Here is a 22,228-nt window from a genome sequence, read left to right as displayed (position 1 = left end):
CTATGGAAATCCGCGAATTTCACTGGTTGATGAACATAGTCCAGAACCTGGACGTCGGATTGGTGGTGCTCGACAAGGAGTACAAGGTTCAGGTGTGGAACGGCTTTATGGAGAGCCACAGCGGACGGCTGGCAGGCGAAGTCCGTGATGGCGTGCTGTTCGACCTATTCCCCGATGTGGATCGGGCCTGGTTCGAGCGCAAGGCCAATATGGTATTCAAGCTGAACAACCGCGCCTTCAGCACCTGGGAACAGAAACCCTATCTGCTGCGCTTCTCCAACTACCGCCCCATCACCGGCTCGGCACCCCATATGTTCCAGAATCTGACTCTGGTGCCACTCGCCGATTTCGGTGGTCAGGTGACCCACATCGCGGTGATGATCTACGATGCCACCGATGAAGCCATGCTGATGAGCGGCCAGCGACAGGCTTGAGCGTGCGGCTCATAAAACAGGGCGCCGTGGCGCCCTGTTTTATTTCGATATGAACAAGCCCCGCTATAAACGAGAGTCAGTATCACCAAGCGCTATTAACGTGCCCCGAGATACTCGGTGAAGGCGTCGATAACCTCTTCGATATCGTCGTCATTGATCTGCAGATGGGTCACCAGCCGCAGCTCGCCATAACCGGAGAAGAGAATGCCCCGCTCCTTCATAAAAGCGAGCAGCTGTGCCGGCTCCCCTTTGGCAAGGCGCAGAAATACCATGTTGCTCTGTACCAGCGAGAGATCGAGCTCAATGCCCGGCAGCGCAGCCAACCCTTCGGCCAACCGTTTGGCTCGGCGATGATCATCAGCCAGGCGCGCAACATGTTGCTCGAGGGCAAACAGGCCTGCTTGTGCCAGCATCCCCGCCTGACGCATGCCACCACCTACCATTTTGCGCAGACGACGTGCCCGGGCGATAAAGTCACGATCACCGACCAGCAGAGATCCCACCGGCGCACCCAGCCCCTTGGAAAGACAAATCGAGATGCTGTCAAACGGTGCGGCAATAACCTCCGCCGGGATATCGCTGGCAACGGCTGCATTGAACAGCCGGGCCCCGTCGAGATGCAGTTTCAGACCATGCTTGGCAACGAAGGCTCCCATCTCTTGCAGGTAGGAGAGTGGTAGCACCTTGCCGTTATGGGTGTTCTCAAGACAGATAAGCCGAGTCTGGACAAAATGTGCATCGTCTGGCGCCAGAGCAGCCTTGATGTCGTCGAAGGCCAGGGTGCCATCACGCTGCATGGGCAGCGGTTGCAGCGCCACAGAGCCGAGCACCGCACTCCCCTGCGCTTCAAACCGGTAGATATGGGCGCCAGCACCAAGAATGGCGCCTTCACCCCGCTGGCAATGGCCCATGACCGCCAGCAGATTGGACATGGTTCCCGATGGCACAAACAGAGCAGCCTGCTTGCCAAGCAACTTGGCCCCATATGCTTCCAGCGCATTGACGCTCGGATCTTCGCCGTAAACATCGTCACCGACTTCGGCATGGAGCATGGCCTGACGCATGGCATCAGTCGGCTGGGTAACCGTATCACTTCGTAAATCGATATAGCGCATGAGATCCCTCCTGAAACAGGAGAGTGACGTTAGCCATGGCCCCCCTGTTTGGCAAGGGGAGAGGCCGGATTATGTGAGGTAAACGGGGGCACAGATAGCCATGCAACTCCCTTTACCAGGGAAGTTGCTGACCATTGAGATCCAGTAGCTGACCCGATTGAGACAAAGACAAGCCATCGATCAGGTTGAGCAGCTTGCTCGCCACTTCGGCAGGATCCTGCAGCTGGTCTGCAGGCAGTTCAGCCAGAAAGGGAGCATTCATCGGAGAGTCCATCAAGCCGGGCGCGACCGCAATCACACCCGCCTGTGCAAAACGCCCCGCCCACTCAAGTGCAAGGGTCTTCACCCCCATATCGAGCGCCGCCTTACTCATCCGATAGCTGTAACGCCCCCCCGACTCGTTGGCAGTAATAGAGCCCGCCAGATCCGAGATCGCACAGAGCCAGACCTGGTGATCACCCTTCATCATCCTGCTCAGGCGCGCCGCCAAAGCCAGCGTTGGCCAGGCATTGGCCAGCAGGCTGTCACACAACCACTTGGGCACTACCTCCTCCACCCGTCGCTCCGGCATGGAGCGGGCATCATGGAGCAGGCCTATGGTGTTGATGACGACGGAGGGGAGCGGATCCACATCATAGGTCGTAAACAGCGCATCAAACGAGATGACGTCAACCTCCTGCAGCGGGAAAAAGGATCCGACAGGAAGCCCTTTTGGATAGTCGCGCCCAGCCAGCAGAAAAGTCTCATCCCTTGCCATCAGCTCTCTTGCCAGCGCCGAGCCAAGCGCACCGCTTCCGAGGATCAGATAACTCATCGCCATTCCCTGGTTCATGAATTTGTTTAGAGCGTATCAGAATAATCGCGGCCCGTGACCCGGCCTGAACACAGCTCGTTAACCCACCTAAGCTTCTCCAATGTGCCGACCAAACTCGCGGGCCAGCGCCAGATCGAGAAAACCGTCGCCCTTTTTATGGGTGCGCAAAAACTGGTAGTAAGCGAGCAGGATCACCAGCGCCTCCTCATCCGGCAGCACGACCTCGGGTTGCTGCTCCTGGAGCAGTTGCTGCGCCGCCCCGAGCGCCTCTCTATCCACAACTTCAGCCTGTCGATAGAGATAACCGCAGCCGGTTGCCAGCCATTCGAGCGAACAGTTGGCCCCCATCGCAATCTGGTTGGCCCGCGCCAACCCGGGCTCGGCCCCCTTCAGGTACTTGCGGATCAGCGCCTCGCTCAATCCTACCTTACGGGCAAAGGCGCTGATGCTCCCCTCTCCGATGAGACTCTGCAGCCGCTCGGCAAACCCATCCATCTATCACTCTCCAATCAGAACTAAAGTACGAACCGTGCCAACCCACATTATTGCTTTGCCAGCGACATAGGGCCAAGATGCCGGCAGTCGCAATTTATCTTTCTGACCTTTCAAGGAGTCAACCATGTCTGTATCCCGCGTCAGCCTGCATCCGCAAGGCCCCACCTTCTCCCGCATCATCATGGGGTACTGGCGCCTGATGGAGTGGCATCTCACCCCGGCCGCCCTGCTCGATCTGATGAAATACCATCTGGATCTGGGCGTTACCACTGTCGACCACGCCGACATCTACGGTGGCTACCAGTGCGAGGAGGCCTTTGGCAACGCCCTGCGTCTTGAGCCTTCCCTGCGCGACCGGATGGAGATCGTCACCAAATGCGGTATCGCCCTCACTGCCAAACCGCAGCACGCTCTCAACCACTACAACACCGGCAAGGCCCATATCATCGCCAGTGCCGACGCCTCGCTGCACAAACTCGGCACCGACTATCTGGATCTGCTGCTGATCCACCGTCCGGATCCCCTGATGAACGCCGATGAGGTAGCCGATGCCTTCATCACCCTGAAGCAGGCTGGCAAGATCAAGCATGCCGGTGTCTCCAACTTCACCGCGCGCCAGTTTGAACTGCTGCAATCCCGCCTCCCCTTCCCGCTGGTAACCAATCAGCTGGAGATCTCGCCGCTGCATCAGGAGGGGACGCTCGATGGCACTCTGGACCAATGCCAACAGCTCAATATCAAACCGATGGCATGGTCATGCCTGGGCGGTGGCCGGCTGTTCAACGATCACGCTTGCGAGCCGCTGCGGGCTGAGCTTGAGCGGATCCGCACTGAAGTGGGGGCCCAGACCATCGAACAGGTGGTCTATGCCTGGGTCATGATGCTGCCAAGCCAGCCGCTGCCACTGATCGGTTCAGGCAAGCGGGAACGGATTGCTGCCGCCGTTGCATCGGAGTCCATCAAACTTGATCGTCAACAGTGGTTCCGCATTCGCAAGGCTGCGCTCGGTTACGACGTACCCTGATCCGGGCGAAAGCCAGCAGAAACAAAAACGGCATGGGGATAACCCATGCCGTTTTGCATTACTGAGGCACCTTAGCGATGGCGCTGCTGAGGGCGGCCACGGGGGGCATCTGTCTTCGGTTTGGCCTGGTTGACCGTTACGGTGCGCCCACCAACTTCAGTGCCATGCAGGCCCGCAATCGCCTTTTCAGCGTCAGCGTTGGCCGGCATTTCAATGAAACCAAACCCCTTTGACTGGCCTGTATCGCGGTCGATGATGATATCAACCTTGTCGACCTGTCCAAACTGGCTGAACAGAGTTTTCAGTTCGTCGGCCGTCATGCGGTACGACAGATTACCTACGTAAATCTTCATGCCATCCACTCTCGATTCAAGGTGCCTTCTCTATGCAATCACCAGCATAACGGTAAGGGCACAACCCCTATGCCAGCCCTGCCATGGCTTCATGCCGTGGCTCTCTCCACACTGTTTTCAAGTGATTGATCTCTTGGGTGAACAGTGCAGACAAGATCAATTCGAGTCACTGGCAGTATCCGAGCTTTACCGGGAATTGTCGAGAAAATAGTCTGTTCAGGCTGGCTGTAACGCCGCCAGCTGCCGCAGCAGAGCACGACGGCCATGCCAAGCCCGTTTAAACCCGAAGCGATAGACAGAGGGGCTGACCAGATGCAGCTCACCCGCCTTGAGATCCAGCAGTGCCACGGCAGCGGCAAGTTCAGGCTCGCTCAACTGCAGATCCAGACTGAAATCGAGCCACTGGCCATCGTGGCCTACCCGCCGCTCCTGTTCGAGAGCAACCAGCTGGCTGCGCGGCACAGCCAATGCCTCGTTCTTGTTGCCATTGAGCAGATAGATGTGAGCTCCATCCCAGCCAAGCTCTGCCAGCCGCCACGGTTGCCAGCTGCGCGGCAGGGCCACCATCAGCGCTATGATGCCGCCAAAGAGGGTACCGACCCAGTTGAGCAGCGTCATCCCCTCCCGACCATCCCACAAGGAGACCGCCACCACGCTCCAGCTCACCAGCAACAGCAGAAAAATGACGCAGCGATAGCTGAGTGCCGGCGGCATCAGCAGTTGTACCTGCTTGTTGGCCAGCAAGGATGTAATAGGCATGAAAAGCTCCTGTCATCACGAAATGGCGCCATTGTGAATAGCCATAGCGCGGCTGACAAGGGGCTTTTCTTTGTCATCCTCCTATAAAATCAATACCATGGCGTAAATGATTCTCAGTGGAACCTGCTCCTTGCTCAGCTCGCAACCCTGCGTACGCTTTTGTGGCGTCAACAAATTCTACGGCGACTTTCAAGCCCTCAATCAGATTGACCTCACCATAGAGCGGGGAGAGAAGTGGGTGATCTGCGGCCCCTCGGGCTCCGGCAAATCGACCCTGATCCGTACCATCAACGGGCTGGAGGGGATCGATAGCGGCCAGCTATCCCTCTTTGGCGAACCGGTAAGCCCCGCCTATGTGCGCCGCCTCAAGGGGCGGGTCGGCATGGTATTTCAGCAATTCAACCTCTTTCCCCATATGACGGTGTTGGAAAACCTGATGGTGGCACCGATGCATACCCTGGGATTGTCGCCACAGGCAGCGCGGGATCGCGCCCTCGGCTTGCTCGAGCGGGTACGCATTCAGGCACAGGCTGACAAATACCCCCACCAGCTCTCCGGCGGTCAGCAACAACGGGTCGCCATCGCCCGCTCTCTCTGCATGCAGCCAGAGTTGATGCTGTTCGACGAGCCCACCTCGGCCCTCGACCCCGAGATGATCCGCGAAGTGCTGGATGTGATCCGCGAGCTGGCGGACGAAGGCATGACCCTGATCTGCGTTACCCACGAGATGGGCTTTGCCCGCCAGGTGGCCGATCGGGTCATCTTTATGGACGAGGGGCGGATCATCGAATCGGCGCCACCCGCCCAGCTGTTTGGCAACCCGGCCCAGCCGCGAACCAGAGCCTTTCTGGAGCAGGTACTCAGCTACCATGACTAACGCAAAACCCGTGCGGCTGCTCGGCTGGCTCTGTGGCACTCTTGTGCTCTCTCTGCTGCTCGGCTGGAGCATATATAGCGGTGCGCAAGCGATGGGATATGAGTGGCAATGGCCACGGGTATTGCCTTTTTTAGGCGAGTGGGATGAAGGGACATTTTATGCCGGTCCCCTGCTAAACGGCTTGCTGGTGACCTTGCAGGTCGCGCTGCTCAGTCTGCTCGGTACGCTGGTGGTCGGGATCTGCGTGGTGAGTCTGCGTCTGCTCCCCTCCCGACTCGGGCCACTGCTTGCCATCACCTATTTGGGCTTGGTGCGAACCACACCACAGCTGGTACAGCTCTATATTCTCTACTTCCTGCTCGGCCCCATGCTGGGGCTGGCGCCACTGACCTGCGCCGTGCTGAGTCTCTCTCTCTATCAGGGCGCCTTCACCGCCGAAGTGCTGCGGGCGGGGATCAAGGCGATCCCCCAAGGCCAGTGGGAGGCGGCGCGCACCCTCGGCCTGTCGCGGGCCATTACCCTGCGCAAGGTGATCCTGCCGCAGTTGGTGCGTATCACGCTGCCGCCCCTCACCAACGAGCTGGTATCGCTGATCAAACATTCGGCACTGGTCAGCGTTATCGCCATCTTCGATCTGACCAACGAAGGGCGTACTCTGGTGGCCGATACATTTCTGACTTTCGAGGTATGGTTCACCGTAGCCGCCCTCTATTTGCTGTTAACGCTGACCCTCTCCGGCTGTGCCCGGCTGCTCGCCCGGCATCTGGATCCGGAACAACAAGGACGCCAATCATGACGATTTCCATCAAAACCGCGCTATCGGGTGCCGCCCTGCTGCTGGCGACCCTCTTGACACCGGCACATGCAGACACGGCCCCTTCCGCTACCCAGGCCCGAATCGAGCAGAGCGGCACCCTGCGGGTCGGCATGTCCACCTTCGCCCCTTGGGCGATGCGAGACAAGCAAGGGGCGCTTATCGGCTTTGAGATCGATGTCGCCCGGCGCCTCGCCACCGATCTCGGCTGGCAAGTGGAGTTTGTACCCACCGCCTGGGATGGCATCATCCCCTCCCTGCTGGCGAAAAAGTACGACGTCATCATCGGTGGCCTCACCATCACCCCGGAACGGGAGAAGAGCGTGCGCTTCACTCACCCCTATTCCCACTCGGGCGTCCAGCTGGCCGCCTCCAGCACGCTGGCCAAAGAGAAGAAAACCATTGCCGACTTCAACGAGCGCGGGGTGATCCTGGCGGTACGCCGGGGCGCATCGCCAGTACAGGTGGCCAAGGCCAACTTCCCCAAGGCAACCCTGCGCCAGTTTGACGATGAATCTCAGGTATTTCAGGAAGTGTTGAACGGTCGCGCCCACGGCGCTCTCTCCTCCTCGCCAAAACCGGAGCAGGAGACGCTGCGCCACCCCGATGCCCTGTTCATGCCCTTTGCCAAGCAGCTGGCTCAGGGCGATGAGGGGTTTGCCCTGCGCAAGGGGGATGACGCGCTGGCCGAACAGTTCAACGAGTGGATCGCCGCCCGTCAGGCCGATGGCTGGCTCAAGGCCCGTCACGACTACTGGTTCAAGTCGCTGGCATGGGAATCACAGGTCGCCAACCCCTGATGCAACGCTTGATAAGCCGAACTATCAAACGATTCAGCTGGCTGGACGGAGTCATAGTGCTACTGCTGGCACTGGCGGGACTCTGGCTGGCCAGCCGCATCCACATCGGGGTCGCCTATGAGTGGCACTGGCACGATGCCTTCGCGCTGCTCTTTACGCATGGCCCCCATGGCGAGATGCCCTACTTTTTCAGCGGTCTGCTTACTACCTTGCGTATCGCGCTGCTTGGCATGGTGCTGGCGCTGCTTCTCGGCACTGTGCTGGGCGTGGCGGCGTTCAGTCGCCGCCCGTTTCTGGTGCTGCCAGCCACCCTCTTTATCCAGCTCATCCGCAATCTGCCGCCGCTGGTCTTTATCTTCATCTTCTACTTCTTTATCGCCAACCAACTGTTGCCTGCGAGTGGTCTCTCAAGCTGGCTCGGCAACATCTCATTTCCCACTTGGCTGGAAGTGCTGTTTGGCCCGCCGGCTCGCTGGGAGAACCTCATCTCCGGTACCCTCTGCGTCGGCATGATCAGCGCCGCCTTCGTTGCCGAGATCGTCCGCGCCGGTCTTGCCGCCATCCCCAAAGGACAGTGGGAAGCGGCCCACAGCCTCGGGTTATCCCCCTGGGTGCGGTTGCGCCATGTGATCCTGCCGCAGGCGATGCTGTTGATGTTGCCTCCCCTCACCGGCCAGCTCATCGCACTGGTGAAAGATACGGCCATTGTTTCGCTTATCTCGGTGCAGGAGCTCACCTTCGTCGGTACCGAGATGGCCAACTCGAGCGGGCTGGTTTACGAGATCTGGCTGCTGGTGGCGGCTGCCTATTTGTTGATATGTTTGAGTCTGTTTATTCTGCTCAGCCGACTCGAAGCAAGACAAGGAGCACGCAAATGCTGACGTCCCTGTTACTGGCTACTGTGTTGCAAGCCGAAGCGATCGGCGGATACACCGCAGGCTGCCTCAAAAACGGAATGGCACTGCCGCTGGAGGGCCCTGGCTATCAGGTGATCCGCACCAAGCGGCTACGTTACTACGGCCATCCCGATCTCATCCACTATCTGCAGACACTGGCCAACCAGACCCGGATGGCCGGATTGCCGGATCTCTACATCGCCGATCTGGCGATGGCCCATGGTGGCCCCTTTACCACCGGCCATCGCAGCCACCAGACCGGCCTTGATGCCGATATCTGGTTTCGCATGGCCAACCGCCCCATCAGCAAATGGGAGCAGGATGCTCCCAAGGAGTGGGCGCTCATCGACGAGCCCAGCTACAAGATGCTGCCGGGCCGCTTCGGGCCGCAACAGCTCACCCTGTTGCGGCTGGCGGCCAGCAAACCCGAGGTGGCCCGCATCTTTGTCAATCCGGTGATCAAGTCGGCGGTCTGCCAGCAGGCTGGTGATGAACCCTGGGTTGCCAAGCTTCGCCCCTGGGTTGGCCACTTCAGCCATTTTCACGTGCGGCTGCACTGCCCGGCGGGCAGTCCTGATTGCGAGCAGCAAGCGCCTATTCCCCCCGGCAACGGCTGCGGAGCCGAACTGGCCTCTTGGCTGAAAGACAAACCTCAGCTGCCCAAGGTGTCCAGTATCAACAAGATGCCTGTGCTGCCCGCGCGTTGTCGCAACTGACCCCAAGCTGTTATGGTGGTTCCCTGTTTCGCAAGCCATTAATGATGGAGAACGACAAGATGGCCATATCAATCTGGCGCAAAACCACGCAGAGCCTCCTGACTCTGACCCTGCTGCTGAGCCTGACCGGCTGCGGCATGAACAACATCCCGACGCTGGATGAGCAGGTCAAGGCCACGTGGGGACAGGTTGAAAACCAGTACCAGCGCCGGGCAGATCTCATCCCCAATCTGGTTGCAACCGTGAAAGGCTATGCCAACCATGAACAGGAGACCCTCAAGGCGGTCACTGATGCCCGCGCCCGGGTTGGCAGCCTGCAGGTGAGCGACCCGGCCCAGCTCAAGGAGTTTGAAGCGGCACAAAATCAGCTCACCAGCGCCCTCTCCCGCCTGATGGTGGTAGTGGAACGTTATCCGGAGCTCAAGGCGGATCAACAGTTCCTCACCCTGCAGGCCCAGCTGGAAGGGACGGAGAACCGTATCGCCGTAGCCCGCCGCGACTATATCGAGGCGGTGCGCCAGTTCAACACCGAGATCCGCACCTTCCCCGGAGTGATCTGGCACAAGATGCTCTACTCAGATCTGGAGGCAAAACCCAGCTTCAGTGCCAAACCCGGAGCGGATGAAGCGCCCAAGGTGAGCTTCCAATGAAAATGATGCTGCGCTGGTTTCTTCCCTGCCTGCTGCTCTGGGCCAGTGCCCTGCAAGCAGCACCGGACTTCCCGACGCTGAGCGGACGAGTCGTGGATGAAGCCAGTCTGATGTCCCGCAAACAGGCCCACCAGCTGACCCAGCAGCTGGCCGCTTTTGAAAAGCGCAGCGGCATCCAGCTGGTCGTGGTCTCCGTCGACAGCTTGCAGGGCGAGACCATCGAAGAGTATGGCTATCAGCTGGGCCGGCACTGGGGGATCGGGCAGAAGGGCAAGGATAACGGCGTCCTGCTGCTGATCGCTCAGGACGAGCGCAAAGTTCGCATCGAAGTGGGCTATGGGCTGGAAGGTGATCTGCCCGATGCCATTGCCGCCAACATCATTCAGACCCGGATCCTGCCAGCGTTCAAACGGGGTGACATGGTGGCCGGGGTCGTTGCCGGCAGTCAGGCCATCATGCAGGCGCTGGGTGGCCAGTATCAGCCGACCGACAACGCCAGCAAGGAGGACAAACTCGGTGGCCCCTGGTTATTCATCCTGATGGTAATTGCGATGATCGTGCTCCATAACCTGCGGGGCGGCGGCGGTGGCCCAGGCGGGCGACGTCGTTCGGCCTACATGGCAGGGGGATTTGGAGCAGGCTCTTTTGGCAACCGCTCTGGCGGTGGCTTCAGCGGCGGTGGCGGCAGTTTTGGAGGCGGTGGTGCCTCTGGTGGTTGGTAACAGGGATTAAGAGACGACAACATGATTTCCAAACAGTTTTATCACACGCTTCAGGCCAGGGTCAGACAAGCCGAACAGGCCACGGATGCCGAACTGGTGACCGTGCTGGCCCCGGCCAGCGATGGATATCGCTATATTCCCACCCTCTGGGCCGCTCTACTGGCTATGCTGACCCCGCTGCTGGTATTCCAGCTTGGCTTCTGGCTCGGCTGGTACGAGATCCTGCTGGTGCAGTGGTCGGTCTGGCTGCTGCTGAGTCTGCTATTCCACTGGACACCCATCAAGATGCGGCTGATCCCGAAACAGTTACGCCAGCACAGGGCCGCCCTGATGGCTCGCCTGCAATTTGTCGAGCAGGGGCTGCACCGCACCCGCGATCGTCTGGGTGTGCTCATTTTTGTCTCGGCTGCCGAGCACTATGTCGAGATCCTGGTGGATGACGGCATTGCCCAGCATATCGATAACAGCCAGTGGCAGGAGATCATCAACGACTTCGTGATGCGGGTACGTAACAACGAGATCGAGCAAGGTTTTCTGGAGTGTGTGGAGCGCACCAGCGCCATTCTGACCGACGCCTTCCCTGCAACCCGTGACCAGAACGAGCTGCCGGACAGCCTGATCATCCTCGACAAGCCCTGAATCGGATTAAAAAAACGGCTTTCTGTTCAAGGGTTAGGCACTCGAGAAAGATTATGAAAAATAAGGGGAAAAATGGTTGACCCGCCCAGCCATTTCCCCTAAATTACGCCCCGTTCCAGCGCAACGGCGCAACGAACGAAAATTTGGTGAGGTGTCCGAGTGGCTGAAGGAGCACGCCTGGAAAGTGTGTATACGGCAACGTATCGAGGGTTCGAATCCCTCCCTCACCGCCAAATTTAGAAAAGCCGACCTCAGGGTCGGCTTTTTGCTTTTCTACTGCTTGCTCGCTCTATCTTCCCTATTATTTATCCTGCACTGCCTGCTTTTTAAGCGCCCTCGATATCCATGCCATGCAGACTTGGCCAGAGCTCTAATTTATTGCTCGCAGATTGGATATCATTTTGAAAAACTGATACTTAAATAGCTAAACTAGCCATTATCAACATTCAGGGATGTGTAAAAAATGAGCTTAATCGGCTTGGTGCTGGCGTTGATCGCCATCTTGGGCGGTAACATGATCGAGGGCGGCCATCCCAGTGCGCTACTTGACCTGCCCGCCTTTCTTATCGTAATCGGCGGTACCATCGGCGCCGCACTGACCCAGTTTCCCTTCTCCGTAGTAGGTAACAGCCTGAAACGATTCAAATGGCTGCTTGCCCCTCTCAAACTCGACATGCTGGAACAAGCCCAGCTGCTCGAAACTCTGGCAGGCAATGCCCGGCGCAGCGGTATGCTGGCGCTTGAGGGGATGATTGAAGAGATTAAGGATCCCTTTTTGAAAAAAGGGGTACAGATGATGGTCGATGGCTACGAGAAGACCAAGATCCATGAGGTGCTGGAAAACGAGATCGAATTTGAACAGGAAGATCTCGAGCAAACCGTCAAATTCTATGAAGCCATGGGGGGCTACTGCCCGACCATGGGGATCGTGGGTGCGGTATTCGGCCTCATCCACGCAATGGGCTTGCTGGATGCCCCGGACAAACTCGGTGGAGCCATCGCGGTAGCCTTTATCGCAACCATCTACGGTGTATCAGCCGCCAACCTCATCTTTTTGCCATTTGGCAACCGCTACAAGGCGTTTGCTCACCAGATCCGCCACTACAAGGAGATGACCCTCACCGGCATTCTTTGCATCGTGGATGGCGAGTCTCAAGCCAGACTGCAAGTAACCCTCGAACCCTATCTGGGAGGTCATGGTGGCCAAAAAGAAAAAGGCTGAAGCGCCAGAGAACCACGAACGCTGGCTGGTCTCCTATGCCGACTTCATGACTCTGCTGTTTGCCCTGTTCGTGGTGCTCTACTCCTTTGCGATGGCCAAACAGTCCGAGACCCGAGTGCTGATCCAGGGCTTTATCGAGTCGCTGGGTAAAATTGGTCTGGTCTCCCCTCCCGCCGGTTCACCTGTTATGCAGGGGGGGACAGGCATCCTCGAGCCGGAATCCAAAACCACACCGAGCAGCCCGAAGAAAGAGACGGTGCTGGAGAAAGATGCTCCGATGGCGGCATCTGACCCGTTCAACGAGACCATAGGCGCCTCGGAGAAGCCGAGCGCCACCGAATCCTGGCCACACAAGACCAAAGAGCAGGAGTGGGTTCAGGTCACCAAGAAGAAGCTTGAACAGCAACTCAAGGCACAGATTGAATCCAAGGATCTGGAAGTAGAGCAGCTTGGCAGTCAGTTGGTGATCCGCATCGGCGAGAAGGCGCTCTTCCCGGCCGACTCGGCATTTCTGCAGCCCCAGTTTGTACCGCTGGTCAACAAGATATCGGGCATTCTTGCCGATATTCCGGGGGCCATAGTCGTCACTGGTCACACCGATGATTCACAGGCTCCGGTAGAGCTCTACCGCAACAACTGGGAACTGTCAGTACTGCGCGCCTCCGCGATAGTGCAGACACTGCTTGGCAATCCCAAACTGGATGCCAAGCGGGTTATTGCCCAGGGCGTAGCTGATACCCAGCCACGCTATGCCAATGACACAGCAGATCACCGGCAGGCCAACCGCCGGGTCGAGATCACCCTCTCTCAAGGCAAAGCCGCCGAACAGGCTCTTCCCCTGCTCAAACCCTGAGCGATAACACCCTCCGCATAAAACCACCGCCCTGACTTGATACAGGGCGGCGGGTTACTCCTTTCAAAAAGCACAGACATATAGCCACTTATTTGAAATGGCTATTCCAGACAGAAATGCAGCCACTTGTCGCTGGATAATAATCAACCTTCTAAAGCTCAAATTTCAGACATGTCATCTGATCTGACCAGCGTCAATTACATACATTTTTCTCAATAAAATTGAGCTCCGTAACAAAATTTAATTTCCACTTAACCGATTAATAATTAATCCATAAAAATGACATGTAAATCAGTACTAAAGTGTCATAATGCGTGACATCATTGTTACACCGCATGATTAATTCGGTTAGGGAAAACCTCTATGTTTGCTGATATTGCTGTTCAACATTGGGCTTTTGCCATTTACGTCATTGCAGCTATTTGCCTCTGCCTGGGGATGATCGGCCTCGCGGCCGTGCTGGGTGGCCGTGCTCATGGCCGCACCAAAAACAAACCCTTCGAATCGGGCGTTGACTCGGTCGGCAGTGCCCGGCTGCGTTTTTCCGCCAAGTTCTATCTGGTCGCCATGTTCTTCGTCATCTTCGATGTCGAGGCACTCTATCTGTTCGCCTGGTCAGTTTCCGTTCGCGAAAGCGGCTGGGTCGGTTTCATTGAAGCCACCATTTTCATCGGTCTGCTGTTGATCGGTCTGGTCTACCTCTGGCGCATCGGTGCGCTGGAGTGGTCGCCGCGCAAACCGCAGCTGAACAACAAAAACAGTGACTGAATCACAGACCCTTTCCTTGAGGTTGCACCATGAAGTACACCCTTACCCGGATAGACCCGGACGCACCGGTTGAACGCTATCCCCAGGAGCAGAGCCAAACCGTCGATGACCCTCTGATGCAGCAAGCCGAGCGCGGCATCCTGATGGGACGGGTCGAGGAGGTGTTGCAAAATGCCGTCAACTGGGGTCGCAAGAACTCCCTGTGGCCCTACAACTTCGGTATCTCCTGCTGCTACGTGGAGATGTGTACCGCCTTCACCTCACCCCACGATGTGGCCCGCTTCGGGGCCGAAGTTATCCGAGCCTCTCCCCGTCAGGCCGATTTCATGGTGATTGCCGGAACTCCGTTCATCAAGATGGCCCCCGTCATCCAGCGTCTCTATGAGCAGTTGCTCGAGCCCAAATGGGTGATCTCGATGGGTGCCTGTGCCAACTCGGGTGGTATGTACGACATCTACTCAGTGGTTCAGGGCGTCGACAAGTTCCTGCCGGTTGATGTTTACATTCCGGGTTGCCCGCCCCGTCCCGAAGCCTTTTTGCAAGCCCTGATGCTGCTGCAAGACTCTATCGGCAAGGAGCGTCGCCCCCTCTCCTGGGTGGTTGGCGATCAGGGGATCTATCGTCCCGAGATGCCAGCCGAGAAGGACCGCAAGCGCGGCGAGCGCATCGATGTGACCAACCTGCGCACGCCGGATGAGATCTGACCATGAAACTGACTCGCGATTTTCCCAGCAATTATGCAATGGCCCAGTGGCAACCCACCGATCATAAGGATGCCAAGGTCATTGGTGAACTGTTCGCCCATTTCGGGGCGCAGCATTTCACCGTGCAGACTACCCGTACCGGCGTGCCTGTCGTCTGGCTTGCCCGAGAGCTGCTGCTCGATGTGATGAGCTTTTTGCGCAATGTGCCCTCCCCGTTCGTGATGCTCTTCGATCTGAGTGCCACTGACGAGCGGCTGCGCACCCACCGTGAAGGTCTGCCGCAAAGCGACTTCACTGTTTTCTATCACCTCATCTCCATTGACCGTAACGCCGATGTGATGCTGAAGGTGCCGCTTGCCGAAAGCGATCTACATCTGCCGACCGTCACCGGCCACTTCCCCAATGCCAACTGGTATGAACGGGAAGTGTGGGATCTGCTGGGTATCACCTTTGATGGTCACCCCCACCTGACCCGTATCATGATGCCCAAGAGCTGGCAGGGACATCCGCTGCGCAAGGATTATCCCGCGCGCGCCACCGAATTTGATCCCTTCATGCTCGATGCGGCCAAGCAGGACATGGAGCAGGAGAACCTGCTGTTCAAACCGGAAGAGTGGGGTCTGGCACGTGGTAACGAGAACGAGGACTACATGTTCCTCAACCTCGGCCCCAACCACCCCTCGGCTCACGGTGCCTTCCGTCTGGTACTGCAACTCGATGGCGAGGAGATCCGCAACTGCGTGCCCGATATCGGCTACCACCATCGCGGTGCCGAGAAGATGGGCGAGCGCCAGTCCTGGCACAGCTACATTCCCTATACCGACCGGGTCGAGTATCTGGGCGGGGTGATGAACAACCTCCCCTACGTGCTGGCAGTCGAGAAGCTGGCCGGCATCAAGGTGCCCCAGCGGGTCGACATGATCCGGGTGATGATGGCGGAGCTGTTCCGCATCCAGAGTCACCTGTTGTTCCTCGGTACCTATATCCAGGACGTCGGGGCCATGACCCCGGTCTTCTTCACCTTTACCGACCGCCAGAAGATCTACACCATCATCGAAGCGATCACCGGCGCCCGTATGCATCCGGCCTGGTTCCGCATCGGCGGTGTTGCCCACGACCTGCCCAACGGATGGCAACGTCTGATCCAGGACAACCTGCTGAGCTGGCTGCCCAAGCGACTGATGGATTACGAGAAAGCCGCGATGCGCAACAGCATTCTGCGTGGTCGTACTATCGGGGTCTCCGCCTACACCACCGAACAGGCACTGGCCTGGGGTACTACGGGGGCGGGCTTGCGCGCTACCGGCCTCAACTTCGACGTGCGCAAGTGGCGTCCCTACTCCGGTTACGATCAATTCGACTTCGAAGTGCCAGTCGGCAGCAACGGCGATGCGTATGATCGCGCCACCGTTCGCATCGAGGAGATCCGCCAAAGCCTCTCCATCATTGAGCAGTGCATGAAGAACATGCCGGAGGGCCCGTTCAAGGCAGATCACCCGCTGACCACTCCGCCGCCCAAAGAGCGCACGCTGCAGCACATCGAGACCCTGATCAACCACTTCCTGCAAGTGTCTTGGGGCCCGGTCATGCCGGCAGCCGAGTCGTTCCAGATGATTGAGGCGACCAAGGGGGTCAACAGTTACTACCTGACCAGCGATGGCTCAACCATGAGCTACCGGACCCGGATCCGCACCCCGAGCTTTGCTCACCTGCAACAGATCCCCTCGGTGATCAAAGGCAGCATGGTGTCTGATCTCATCGTCTATCTGGGCAGTATCGATTTTGTTATGTCGGATGTGGACCGTTAACTCATCACGGGTTGCTCGCCAAGGCGAGTGACCCGCAATGACGAGACAACAGGACTCGCAGTAAAAGGACAAGCCACAAAAGGTCAAGTCATGAGCCAGCAATGTCAGTGTCACAATAATCAGACCCCGCAGGGGCAAGGGGCTTGCAGCAGCAAACGGGACGACTTTGTCCTGAGTCAGGCTGAACGCGACGCCATCGAGCATGAGAAACACCATTACGAAGATCCCCGTGCTGCCAGCATCGAAGCGCTCAAGATAGTGCAGCAGGCCCGTGGCTGGGTGCCTGACGGCGCCATTTCAGCGATTGCCACCGAACTTGGCATTCCCGCCAGCGACGTGGAGGGGGTTGCCACCTTCTATAGCCAGATTTTCCGTCAGCCAGTTGGTCGCCATGTCATCCGCGTTTGCGACAGCATGGTCTGCTATATCAACGGTCACGAAGAGCTGCTGGCTGGCCTCAAGGAGGTGATGAACCTCGCACCCGGCCAGACCACAGCCGATGGCCGCTTCACCCTGCTGCCGGTCTGCTGCCTTGGCAACTGCGACAAAGGGCCAGCCATCATGATCGATGACGACACCTATGGCGGGCTCGACCCCGTTACCTTGCTGAAAACCCTGGAGGCTTACCCATGAGCCTGCAACAGAGCAAGATCCTCACCTCCTTTGGCACTGCCAACCGCACCCCGCGTGCGGCCGAGACCCATCCGCTCACCTGGCGGCTGCGTGACGACGGCCAGCCGGTATGGCTGGAGGAGTATCAGGCCAAGCAGGGTTATGAAGCGGTGCGCAAAGCGCTCGGCCAGATGAGTCCGGACGAGATCGTCAGCACCGTCAAGGATGCCGGTCTCAAGGGGCGTGGCGGCGCGGGCTTCCCCACAGGCGTGAAGTGGGGGCTGATGCCCAAAGACGAGAGCATGAACATCCGCTACCTGCTCTGTAACGCCGACGAGATGGAGCCCAACACCTGGAAAGACCGTCTGCTGATGGAGCAACTGCCCCACCTGCTGATCGAAGGGATGATCATCTCGGCCCGGGCGCTGAAAGCCTATCGCGGTTATATCTTCCTGCGCGGCGAGTATGTCGATGCCGCCATCAACCTGCGCCGTGCGGTAGAAGAGGCAAAAGCCGCCGGTTTGCTTGGCAAGAACATTCTGGGCTCGGGTTTTGACTTCGAGCTGTTTGTTCACACTGGCGCCGGTCGCTACATCTGTGGCGAAGAGACAGCACTGATCAACTCGCTGGAAGGGCGCCGCGCCAACCCGCGTGCCAAACCGCCCTTCCCCGCCGTTTCCGGTGTCTGGGGCAAACCCACCTGCGTCAACAACGTCGAGACCCTCTGCAACGTGCCCGCCATTATCGGCAACGGGGTGGCCTGGTATCACGGGCTGGCGCTGCCGGGCTCTGAAGACCACGGTACCAAGCTGATGGGCTTCTCCGGCAAGGTAAACAACCCCGGGGTGTGGGAGCTGCCATTTGGCATCACCGCCCGCGAGCTGTTCGAAAACTACGCCGGCGGCATGAAGAGCGGCTATCGCCTGAAAGCCTGGCAACCGGGCGGCGCGGGAACCGGTTTCTTGCTGCCAGAGCACCTCGATGCCCAGATGTATACCGCAGGTATCGGCAAGGTAGGCACCCGGATGGGGACCGGCCTCGCCATGGCGGTGGATGACTCCATCAGCATGGTCTCCCTGCTGCGCAACATGGAGGAGTTCTTCGCCCGCGAGTCATGTGGCTGGTGTACTCCCTGTCGCGATGGCCTGCCTTGGAGCGTCAAGCTGCTGCGCGCGCTGGAACGTGGTGAGGGGCAATCAGGCGATCTGGCTACGCTGGAGCAGCTCTGCAATTTCCTGGGCCCGGGTAAAACCTTCTGCGCCCATGCTCCGGGCGCCGTCGAACCGCTTGCCAGCGCGATCAAGTATTTCCGCTCCGAGTTCGAAGCGGGGATCAAGGGCAGCGGCGATAACCGCAAGCCGGTCAAAGGGATCCAGCCCAATCTCTTGGGTGAACGCTGGTAAACGCCAAGCGCATCAGACAATAGCCGAATTCACAAAACAGGTTTCAGGGAAGTTGTATGGCGACCATTCATGTAGACGGTAAAGAGTACGAGGTAGACGGGGCAGATAACCTGCTGCAAGCCTGTCTGTCCCTCGGTCTCGACGTCCCCTATTTTTGCTGGCACCCGGCGCTTGGTAGCGTGGGAGCCTGCCGCCAGTGCGCGGTGAAACAGTATCAAAATGCCGATGACAAGCGTGGCCGTCTGGTGATGTCCTGCATGACACCGGCCACCGATGGCACCTATATCGCCATCGAAGATGAAGAGGCCAAGGAGTTTCGCAAGAGCGTGGTGGAGTGGCTGATGACCAACCACCCCCACGACTGTCCGGTGTGTGAAGAGGGTGGTGCCTGCCACCTGCAGGATATGACGGTGATGACCGGCCACAACAGCCGTCGCTACCGCTTCACCAAACGCACCCACCAGAATCAGGATCTCGGCCCCTTCATCAGCCACGAGATGAACCGCTGCATCGCCTGCTACCGCTGCGTCCGTTACTACAAGGATTATGCCGGTGGCGAGGATCTTGGCGTCTACGGTGCCCACGACAACGTCTATTTCGGTCGGGTCGAGGATGGCACGCTGGAGAGCGAATTCTCCGGCAATCTGGTGGAAGTCTGCCCTACCGGCGTTTTCACCGACAAGACTCACTCCGAGCGTTACAACCGCAAATGGGACATGCAGTTTGCCCCGAGCGTCTGCCAGCAGTGCTCCGTGGGCTGCAACATCAGCCCGGGCGAGCGTTATGGCGAACTGCGCCGTATCGAAAACCGCTTCCACGGCAGCCTCAACCACTACTTCCTCTGCGATCGCGGCCGCTTTGGCTATGGCTATGTCAACCTGGCTGATCGCCCGCGCCAGCCGCTGCTGCGTGAAGGAAACGACAAGCTGGCCATCACGGTCGATGGTGCTCTCAACCGCGCCGCCGATGCCCTGCGCACCGCCAGTGGAGTGATCGGTATCGGTTCGCCCCGCGCGTCGCTGGAGAGCAACTTCGCTCTGCGCGAACTGGTGGGTGAAGAGAACTTCTATTGCGGCATGGAGCAGGCCGAGTGGGAATGCCAGCAGAAGATCCTGCAGATTTTGCAGCATGGCGGCGTATCTACCCCCAGCCTGCGCGACATGGAAGAGGCCGACGCCATTCTGGTTCTCGGCGAAGATGTCACCATGAGTGCGGCTCGAATTGCACTGGCCCTGCGCCAAGCCGTCAAGGGCAAGGCCCGCGAACTGGCCCGCAAGATGAAGGTGGATCTGTGGCAAGTCGCTGCCGTTCAGACCCTAGGTCAGAACGAGCGCTATCCGCTGCTCATCACAAGTCTCGACACCACCCGTCTCGATGACGTAGCTGCCGACAAACTGCACTCTTCTTACGCCGATCAGGCGCGCCTCGGCTTTGCCATCGCCAATCTGCTCGACAATGCGGCGCCAGCTATCACCGACCTCTCTGCCGAGCAGCAGGCTCAGGCTGCACGCTGGGCCGAACTGCTGGGCAACGCCAAAAAGCCGCTCATCATCGCCGGCTCCAGCGCACGCAGCGTGGCGCTGATTGAAGCTGCCAGCAACATTGCTCGTGCCCTGAAAGGGCGTGGTCTGGAAGCCAGCATCGCGCTGGTTGCCCAGGAGGCCAACTCGCTCGGCCTGGCCATGCTGGGTGGCAAGCCGCTTGAAGCTGCTTTCGAGCGCATTGAAGCGCAAGAGAAGCTGGCGCTGGTGACACTGGAGAACGATCTTTATCGCCGTGCACCGCGCAACCGTGTGGATGCTGCACTGGCAAGACTGCAGCACCTGCTGGTCATCGATCATCAGGACACCCGGACTGCACAAAAGGCAGATCTGATCCTGCCGGCCGCCAGCTTTGCCGAAGCCGATGGCACCCTGGTGAACATGGAAGGTCGCGCCCAGCGCTTCTTCCAGGTCTATTCCCCAGCCTTCTACAACGCCGATATTCAGGTGCGTGAAGGGTGGCGCTGGCTGGCGGCGCTGCAAGGTGCTCTTGAGCACACATCTCTGCGCTGGCAGAACTTCGACCAGATCAACCATGACTGCGCCACCAGCAATCCGCTGCTGGCCACCATGCTGGAAGCTGCCCCCAACGCAGGCTTGCGCATCCGCGGCATGCGTCTGGCTCGTGAACCGCACCGCTACAGTGGCCGCACCTCCATGCTGGCCAACCAGAACGTCAGCGAACCACGGGTAGCTCAGGATCCGGACTCCCCCTTCAACTTCTCCATGGAAGGGTATGCCGGGGCCCGTCAACCGCTGCCGCAAGTACCGTTCGCCTGGGCACCGGGCTGGAACTCTCCTTCAGCCTGGAACAAGTTCCAGGATGAGGTGGGTGGCAAACTGCGCGCCGGTGATCCGGGTCGCCGTCTGCTGGAAGCAAGCGAAGATACCCTTGGCTGGTTTGCCACCATCCCCTCCCCCTTCAAGGCAGAGGATGCGCTGCAAGTGGTCAACTATGTCCAGTTGTTTGGTGGCGAGGAGCTCTCCGCCCGCAGCCCGGTCATCCAGACCCGGATGAACGAGCCCGAGCTGGTGCTGAATCCGGCAGATGCGCAGCGTCTGGCCCTGCATGCAGGCAATCAGGTCTCTTTCTCCTGGGGTGGCAGCCACTGGCAACTGCGTCTGCGTCTGAGCGAGCAGCTGGCAGCCGGTCTGGTCGGTCTGCCCCTTGGCGTCAACGGCCTGCCAACTGCGCTGCAGCAGGCATATATCAGTAACCTGCAGGAGGTCATCGCATGAGCGACTCGCTGATTGATCTGTTGCTGGAGGTCGGCAAGGCACTGCTCGTGCTGGTGGGGATCGTGGGGGCTGGCGCCTTCATGAGCTTCATCGAACGCCGCCTGCTGGCGCTGTGGCAGGATCGTTACGGCCCCAACCGGGTTGGCCCGTTCGGCCTGCTGCAGCTGGCGGCCGACATGGTCAAGATGTTCTTCAAGGAGGACTGGATCCCGCCGTTCGCCGATCGGCGGATCTTCATCCTGGCTCCCATCATTGCCTTCACCGCCTTTATTCTGGCGTTTGCGGTGGTGCCGATCAGCCCGACCTGGGGCGTAGCGGATCTCAACGTGGGTCTGCTTTACATCCTGGCCATAGCGGGGCTGGCGGTCTATGCGGTGCTGTTCGCCGGCTGGTCGAGCAACAACAAATACTCCCTGCTGGGTAGTTTGCGCGCCTCGGCCCAGACCCTCTCCTACGAGGTGTTCCTCGGCCTATCCCTGATGGGAGTGGTGATCCAGACCGGCAGCTTCAACCTGCGCGACATCGTCGAGGCTCAGGCTGGTCTGTGGAACGTGGTCCCGCAGATCCTTGGCTTTGTCACCTTCCTGTTTGCCGGCGTTGCCGTAACCCACCGCCACCCGTTTGACCAGCCGGAGGCCGAGCAGGAGCTCGCCGATGGCTATCACATCGAGTATGCGGGGATGAAATGGGGTCTCTTCTTCGTGGGCGAATATATCGGCATCGTGCTGATCTCCTCGCTCATCGTGACCCTCTTCTTCGGTGGTTGGCATGGTCCCTGGTTGCCCCCCTTCATCTGGTTTGCTCTGAAGACCGCCTGCTTCATGGTGTTCTTCATTCTGCTGCGGGCCTCCCTGCCTCGCCCGCGCTTTGACCAGGTGATGGCGTTTGGCTGGAAAGTCTGCTTGCCGCTGACCCTGCTTAATATGCTGGTCACCGCGGCAGTAGTGCTGATGAATGTGCAGTGAGGCAC

24 protein-coding genes and 1 tRNA gene are annotated in these 22,228 nt (G+C 58.9%); 20 read left to right on the top strand and 5 right to left on the bottom strand.

Going from position 1 to position 22,228, the window contains the following annotated elements; translation table 11 throughout:
• The first annotated feature begins 2 nt into the window (after positions 1-2).
• Positions 3-434: a PAS domain-containing protein gene (locus tag AAHA39_RS09820; protein WP_033114543.1), complete on the top strand. Its 432-nt coding sequence runs from the start codon at positions 3-5 to the stop codon at positions 432-434.
• A 95-nt stretch (positions 435-529) separates the two neighbouring features.
• On the opposite strand, the gene ltaE is transcribed toward AAHA39_RS09820, so the two are convergent.
• The 3 genes from ltaE to AAHA39_RS09805 form a co-directional block, all read right to left on the bottom strand.
• Positions 530-1,549, bottom strand: a complete 1,020-nt coding sequence (gene ltaE / locus AAHA39_RS09815) for a low-specificity L-threonine aldolase (RefSeq protein WP_320655931.1) — start codon at positions 1,547-1,549, stop codon at positions 530-532.
• A gap of 112 nt (positions 1,550-1,661) precedes the next feature.
• Positions 1,662-2,363 (bottom strand): short-chain dehydrogenase, encoded by a 702-nt coding sequence (locus AAHA39_RS09810; protein WP_320655930.1) that lies wholly within the window; start codon positions 2,361-2,363, stop codon positions 1,662-1,664.
• A gap of 87 nt (positions 2,364-2,450) precedes the next feature.
• Positions 2,451-2,858, bottom strand: coding sequence for a transcriptional regulator (locus tag AAHA39_RS09805; RefSeq protein WP_071910606.1), 408 nt, complete (start codon positions 2,856-2,858; stop codon positions 2,451-2,453).
• A 124-nt stretch (positions 2,859-2,982) separates the two neighbouring features.
• Here AAHA39_RS09805 and AAHA39_RS09800 point away from each other — a divergent pair, with 124 nt between their 5' ends.
• Positions 2,983-3,882 carry an aldo/keto reductase gene (locus AAHA39_RS09800; RefSeq protein WP_216994461.1) on the top strand — a complete coding sequence of 300 codons (900 nt, stop codon included), beginning with the start codon at positions 2,983-2,985 and terminating at the stop codon, positions 3,880-3,882.
• A gap of 71 nt (positions 3,883-3,953) precedes the next feature.
• On the opposite strand, the gene AAHA39_RS09795 is transcribed toward AAHA39_RS09800, so the two are convergent.
• Entirely contained in the window at positions 3,954-4,235 is a 282-nt protein-coding gene (locus AAHA39_RS09795; RefSeq protein ID WP_071910610.1) for an RNA recognition motif domain-containing protein, read from the bottom strand.
• Positions 4,236-4,451: 216 nt separating this feature from the next.
• Positions 4,452-4,994, bottom strand: a complete 543-nt coding sequence (locus tag AAHA39_RS09790; RefSeq protein ID WP_320655929.1) for a hypothetical protein — start codon at positions 4,992-4,994, stop codon at positions 4,452-4,454.
• A 106-nt stretch (positions 4,995-5,100) separates the two neighbouring features.
• Between AAHA39_RS09790 and AAHA39_RS09785 the strand changes: the two genes are divergently transcribed.
• The 18 genes from AAHA39_RS09785 to nuoH all read left to right on the top strand — a co-directional run bounded on the left by AAHA39_RS09785 (position 5,101) and on the right by nuoH (position 22,223).
• The gene (locus tag AAHA39_RS09785; RefSeq protein WP_320655928.1) at positions 5,101-5,871 is read left to right on the top strand and encodes an amino acid ABC transporter ATP-binding protein; all 771 of its coding nucleotides are present in this window, start codon (positions 5,101-5,103) and stop codon (positions 5,869-5,871) included.
• Positions 5,864-6,667 (top strand): amino acid ABC transporter permease, encoded by an 804-nt coding sequence (locus AAHA39_RS09780; RefSeq protein ID WP_042033525.1) that lies wholly within the window; start codon positions 5,864-5,866, stop codon positions 6,665-6,667. The genes AAHA39_RS09785 and AAHA39_RS09780 overlap by 8 nt, the downstream gene beginning before the upstream one ends.
• Positions 6,664-7,485, top strand: coding sequence for a transporter substrate-binding domain-containing protein (locus AAHA39_RS09775; RefSeq protein WP_320655927.1), 822 nt, complete (start codon positions 6,664-6,666; stop codon positions 7,483-7,485). Before AAHA39_RS09780 ends, AAHA39_RS09775 begins: the two co-directional genes overlap by 4 nt.
• The gene (locus AAHA39_RS09770) at positions 7,485-8,366 is read left to right on the top strand and encodes an amino acid ABC transporter permease (RefSeq protein ID WP_320655926.1); all 882 of its coding nucleotides are present in this window, start codon (positions 7,485-7,487) and stop codon (positions 8,364-8,366) included. Before AAHA39_RS09775 ends, AAHA39_RS09770 begins: the two co-directional genes overlap by 1 nt.
• A complete protein-coding gene (gene mepA, locus AAHA39_RS09765) occupies positions 8,360-9,097 on the top strand; it encodes a penicillin-insensitive murein endopeptidase (RefSeq protein WP_320655925.1) in 738 nt (245 codons plus the stop codon). The genes AAHA39_RS09770 and mepA overlap by 7 nt, the downstream gene beginning before the upstream one ends.
• 44 nt (positions 9,098-9,141) lie before the next feature.
• Positions 9,142-9,747, top strand: a complete 606-nt coding sequence (locus AAHA39_RS09760; RefSeq protein ID WP_043851512.1) for a LemA family protein — start codon at positions 9,142-9,144, stop codon at positions 9,745-9,747.
• Positions 9,744-10,469, top strand: coding sequence for a TPM domain-containing protein (locus AAHA39_RS09755; protein WP_033114532.1), 726 nt, complete (start codon positions 9,744-9,746; stop codon positions 10,467-10,469). Before AAHA39_RS09760 ends, AAHA39_RS09755 begins: the two co-directional genes overlap by 4 nt.
• A gap of 21 nt (positions 10,470-10,490) precedes the next feature.
• Positions 10,491-11,108: a TPM domain-containing protein gene (locus AAHA39_RS09750; RefSeq protein WP_320655924.1), complete on the top strand. Its 618-nt coding sequence runs from the start codon at positions 10,491-10,493 to the stop codon at positions 11,106-11,108.
• 145 nt (positions 11,109-11,253) lie between these two features.
• A tRNA-Ser gene (locus AAHA39_RS09745) sits at positions 11,254-11,341 on the top strand.
• Between the two features lie 230 nt (positions 11,342-11,571).
• Positions 11,572-12,330: a flagellar motor protein gene (locus AAHA39_RS09740; protein ID WP_033114530.1), complete on the top strand. Its 759-nt coding sequence runs from the start codon at positions 11,572-11,574 to the stop codon at positions 12,328-12,330.
• Positions 12,305-13,183: a flagellar motor protein MotB gene (locus AAHA39_RS09735; protein ID WP_033114529.1), complete on the top strand. Its 879-nt coding sequence runs from the start codon at positions 12,305-12,307 to the stop codon at positions 13,181-13,183. Before AAHA39_RS09740 ends, AAHA39_RS09735 begins: the two co-directional genes overlap by 26 nt.
• 363 nt (positions 13,184-13,546) lie before the next feature.
• Positions 13,547-13,951, top strand: coding sequence for an NADH-quinone oxidoreductase subunit A (locus AAHA39_RS09730; protein WP_033114528.1), 405 nt, complete (start codon positions 13,547-13,549; stop codon positions 13,949-13,951).
• A 29-nt stretch (positions 13,952-13,980) separates the two neighbouring features.
• The gene (locus AAHA39_RS09725) at positions 13,981-14,655 is read left to right on the top strand and encodes a NuoB/complex I 20 kDa subunit family protein (RefSeq protein ID WP_033114527.1); all 675 of its coding nucleotides are present in this window, start codon (positions 13,981-13,983) and stop codon (positions 14,653-14,655) included.
• A gap of 2 nt (positions 14,656-14,657) precedes the next feature.
• Positions 14,658-16,463: an NADH-quinone oxidoreductase subunit C/D gene (gene nuoC, locus AAHA39_RS09720; protein WP_320655922.1), complete on the top strand. Its 1,806-nt coding sequence runs from the start codon at positions 14,658-14,660 to the stop codon at positions 16,461-16,463.
• A gap of 90 nt (positions 16,464-16,553) precedes the next feature.
• Complete coding sequence (gene nuoE, locus AAHA39_RS09715; protein WP_071910629.1) at positions 16,554-17,096, top strand: NADH-quinone oxidoreductase subunit NuoE; 543 nt, start codon at positions 16,554-16,556, stop codon at positions 17,094-17,096.
• Positions 17,093-18,478 carry an NADH-quinone oxidoreductase subunit NuoF gene (gene nuoF / locus AAHA39_RS09710; protein WP_042033539.1) on the top strand — a complete coding sequence of 462 codons (1,386 nt, stop codon included), beginning with the start codon at positions 17,093-17,095 and terminating at the stop codon, positions 18,476-18,478. Before nuoE ends, nuoF begins: the two co-directional genes overlap by 4 nt.
• Positions 18,479-18,534: 56 nt before the next feature.
• Complete coding sequence (gene nuoG, locus AAHA39_RS09705) at positions 18,535-21,258, top strand: NADH-quinone oxidoreductase subunit NuoG (RefSeq protein ID WP_320655921.1); 2,724 nt, start codon at positions 18,535-18,537, stop codon at positions 21,256-21,258.
• On the top strand, positions 21,255-22,223 hold the full coding sequence (gene nuoH, locus AAHA39_RS09700; protein WP_033114522.1) for an NADH-quinone oxidoreductase subunit NuoH: 969 nt from the start codon (positions 21,255-21,257) through the stop codon (positions 22,221-22,223). Before nuoG ends, nuoH begins: the two co-directional genes overlap by 4 nt.
• The last annotated feature ends 5 nt before the right edge of the window (positions 22,224-22,228 follow it).

The sequence above is a fragment of the Aeromonas sp. SE22 genome (assembly GCF_038739755.1).
Taxonomy (GTDB): Bacteria; Pseudomonadota; Gammaproteobacteria; order Enterobacterales; family Aeromonadaceae; genus Aeromonas; species Aeromonas jandaei.
This window is presented reverse-complemented; position numbering and strand designations above follow the sequence as displayed.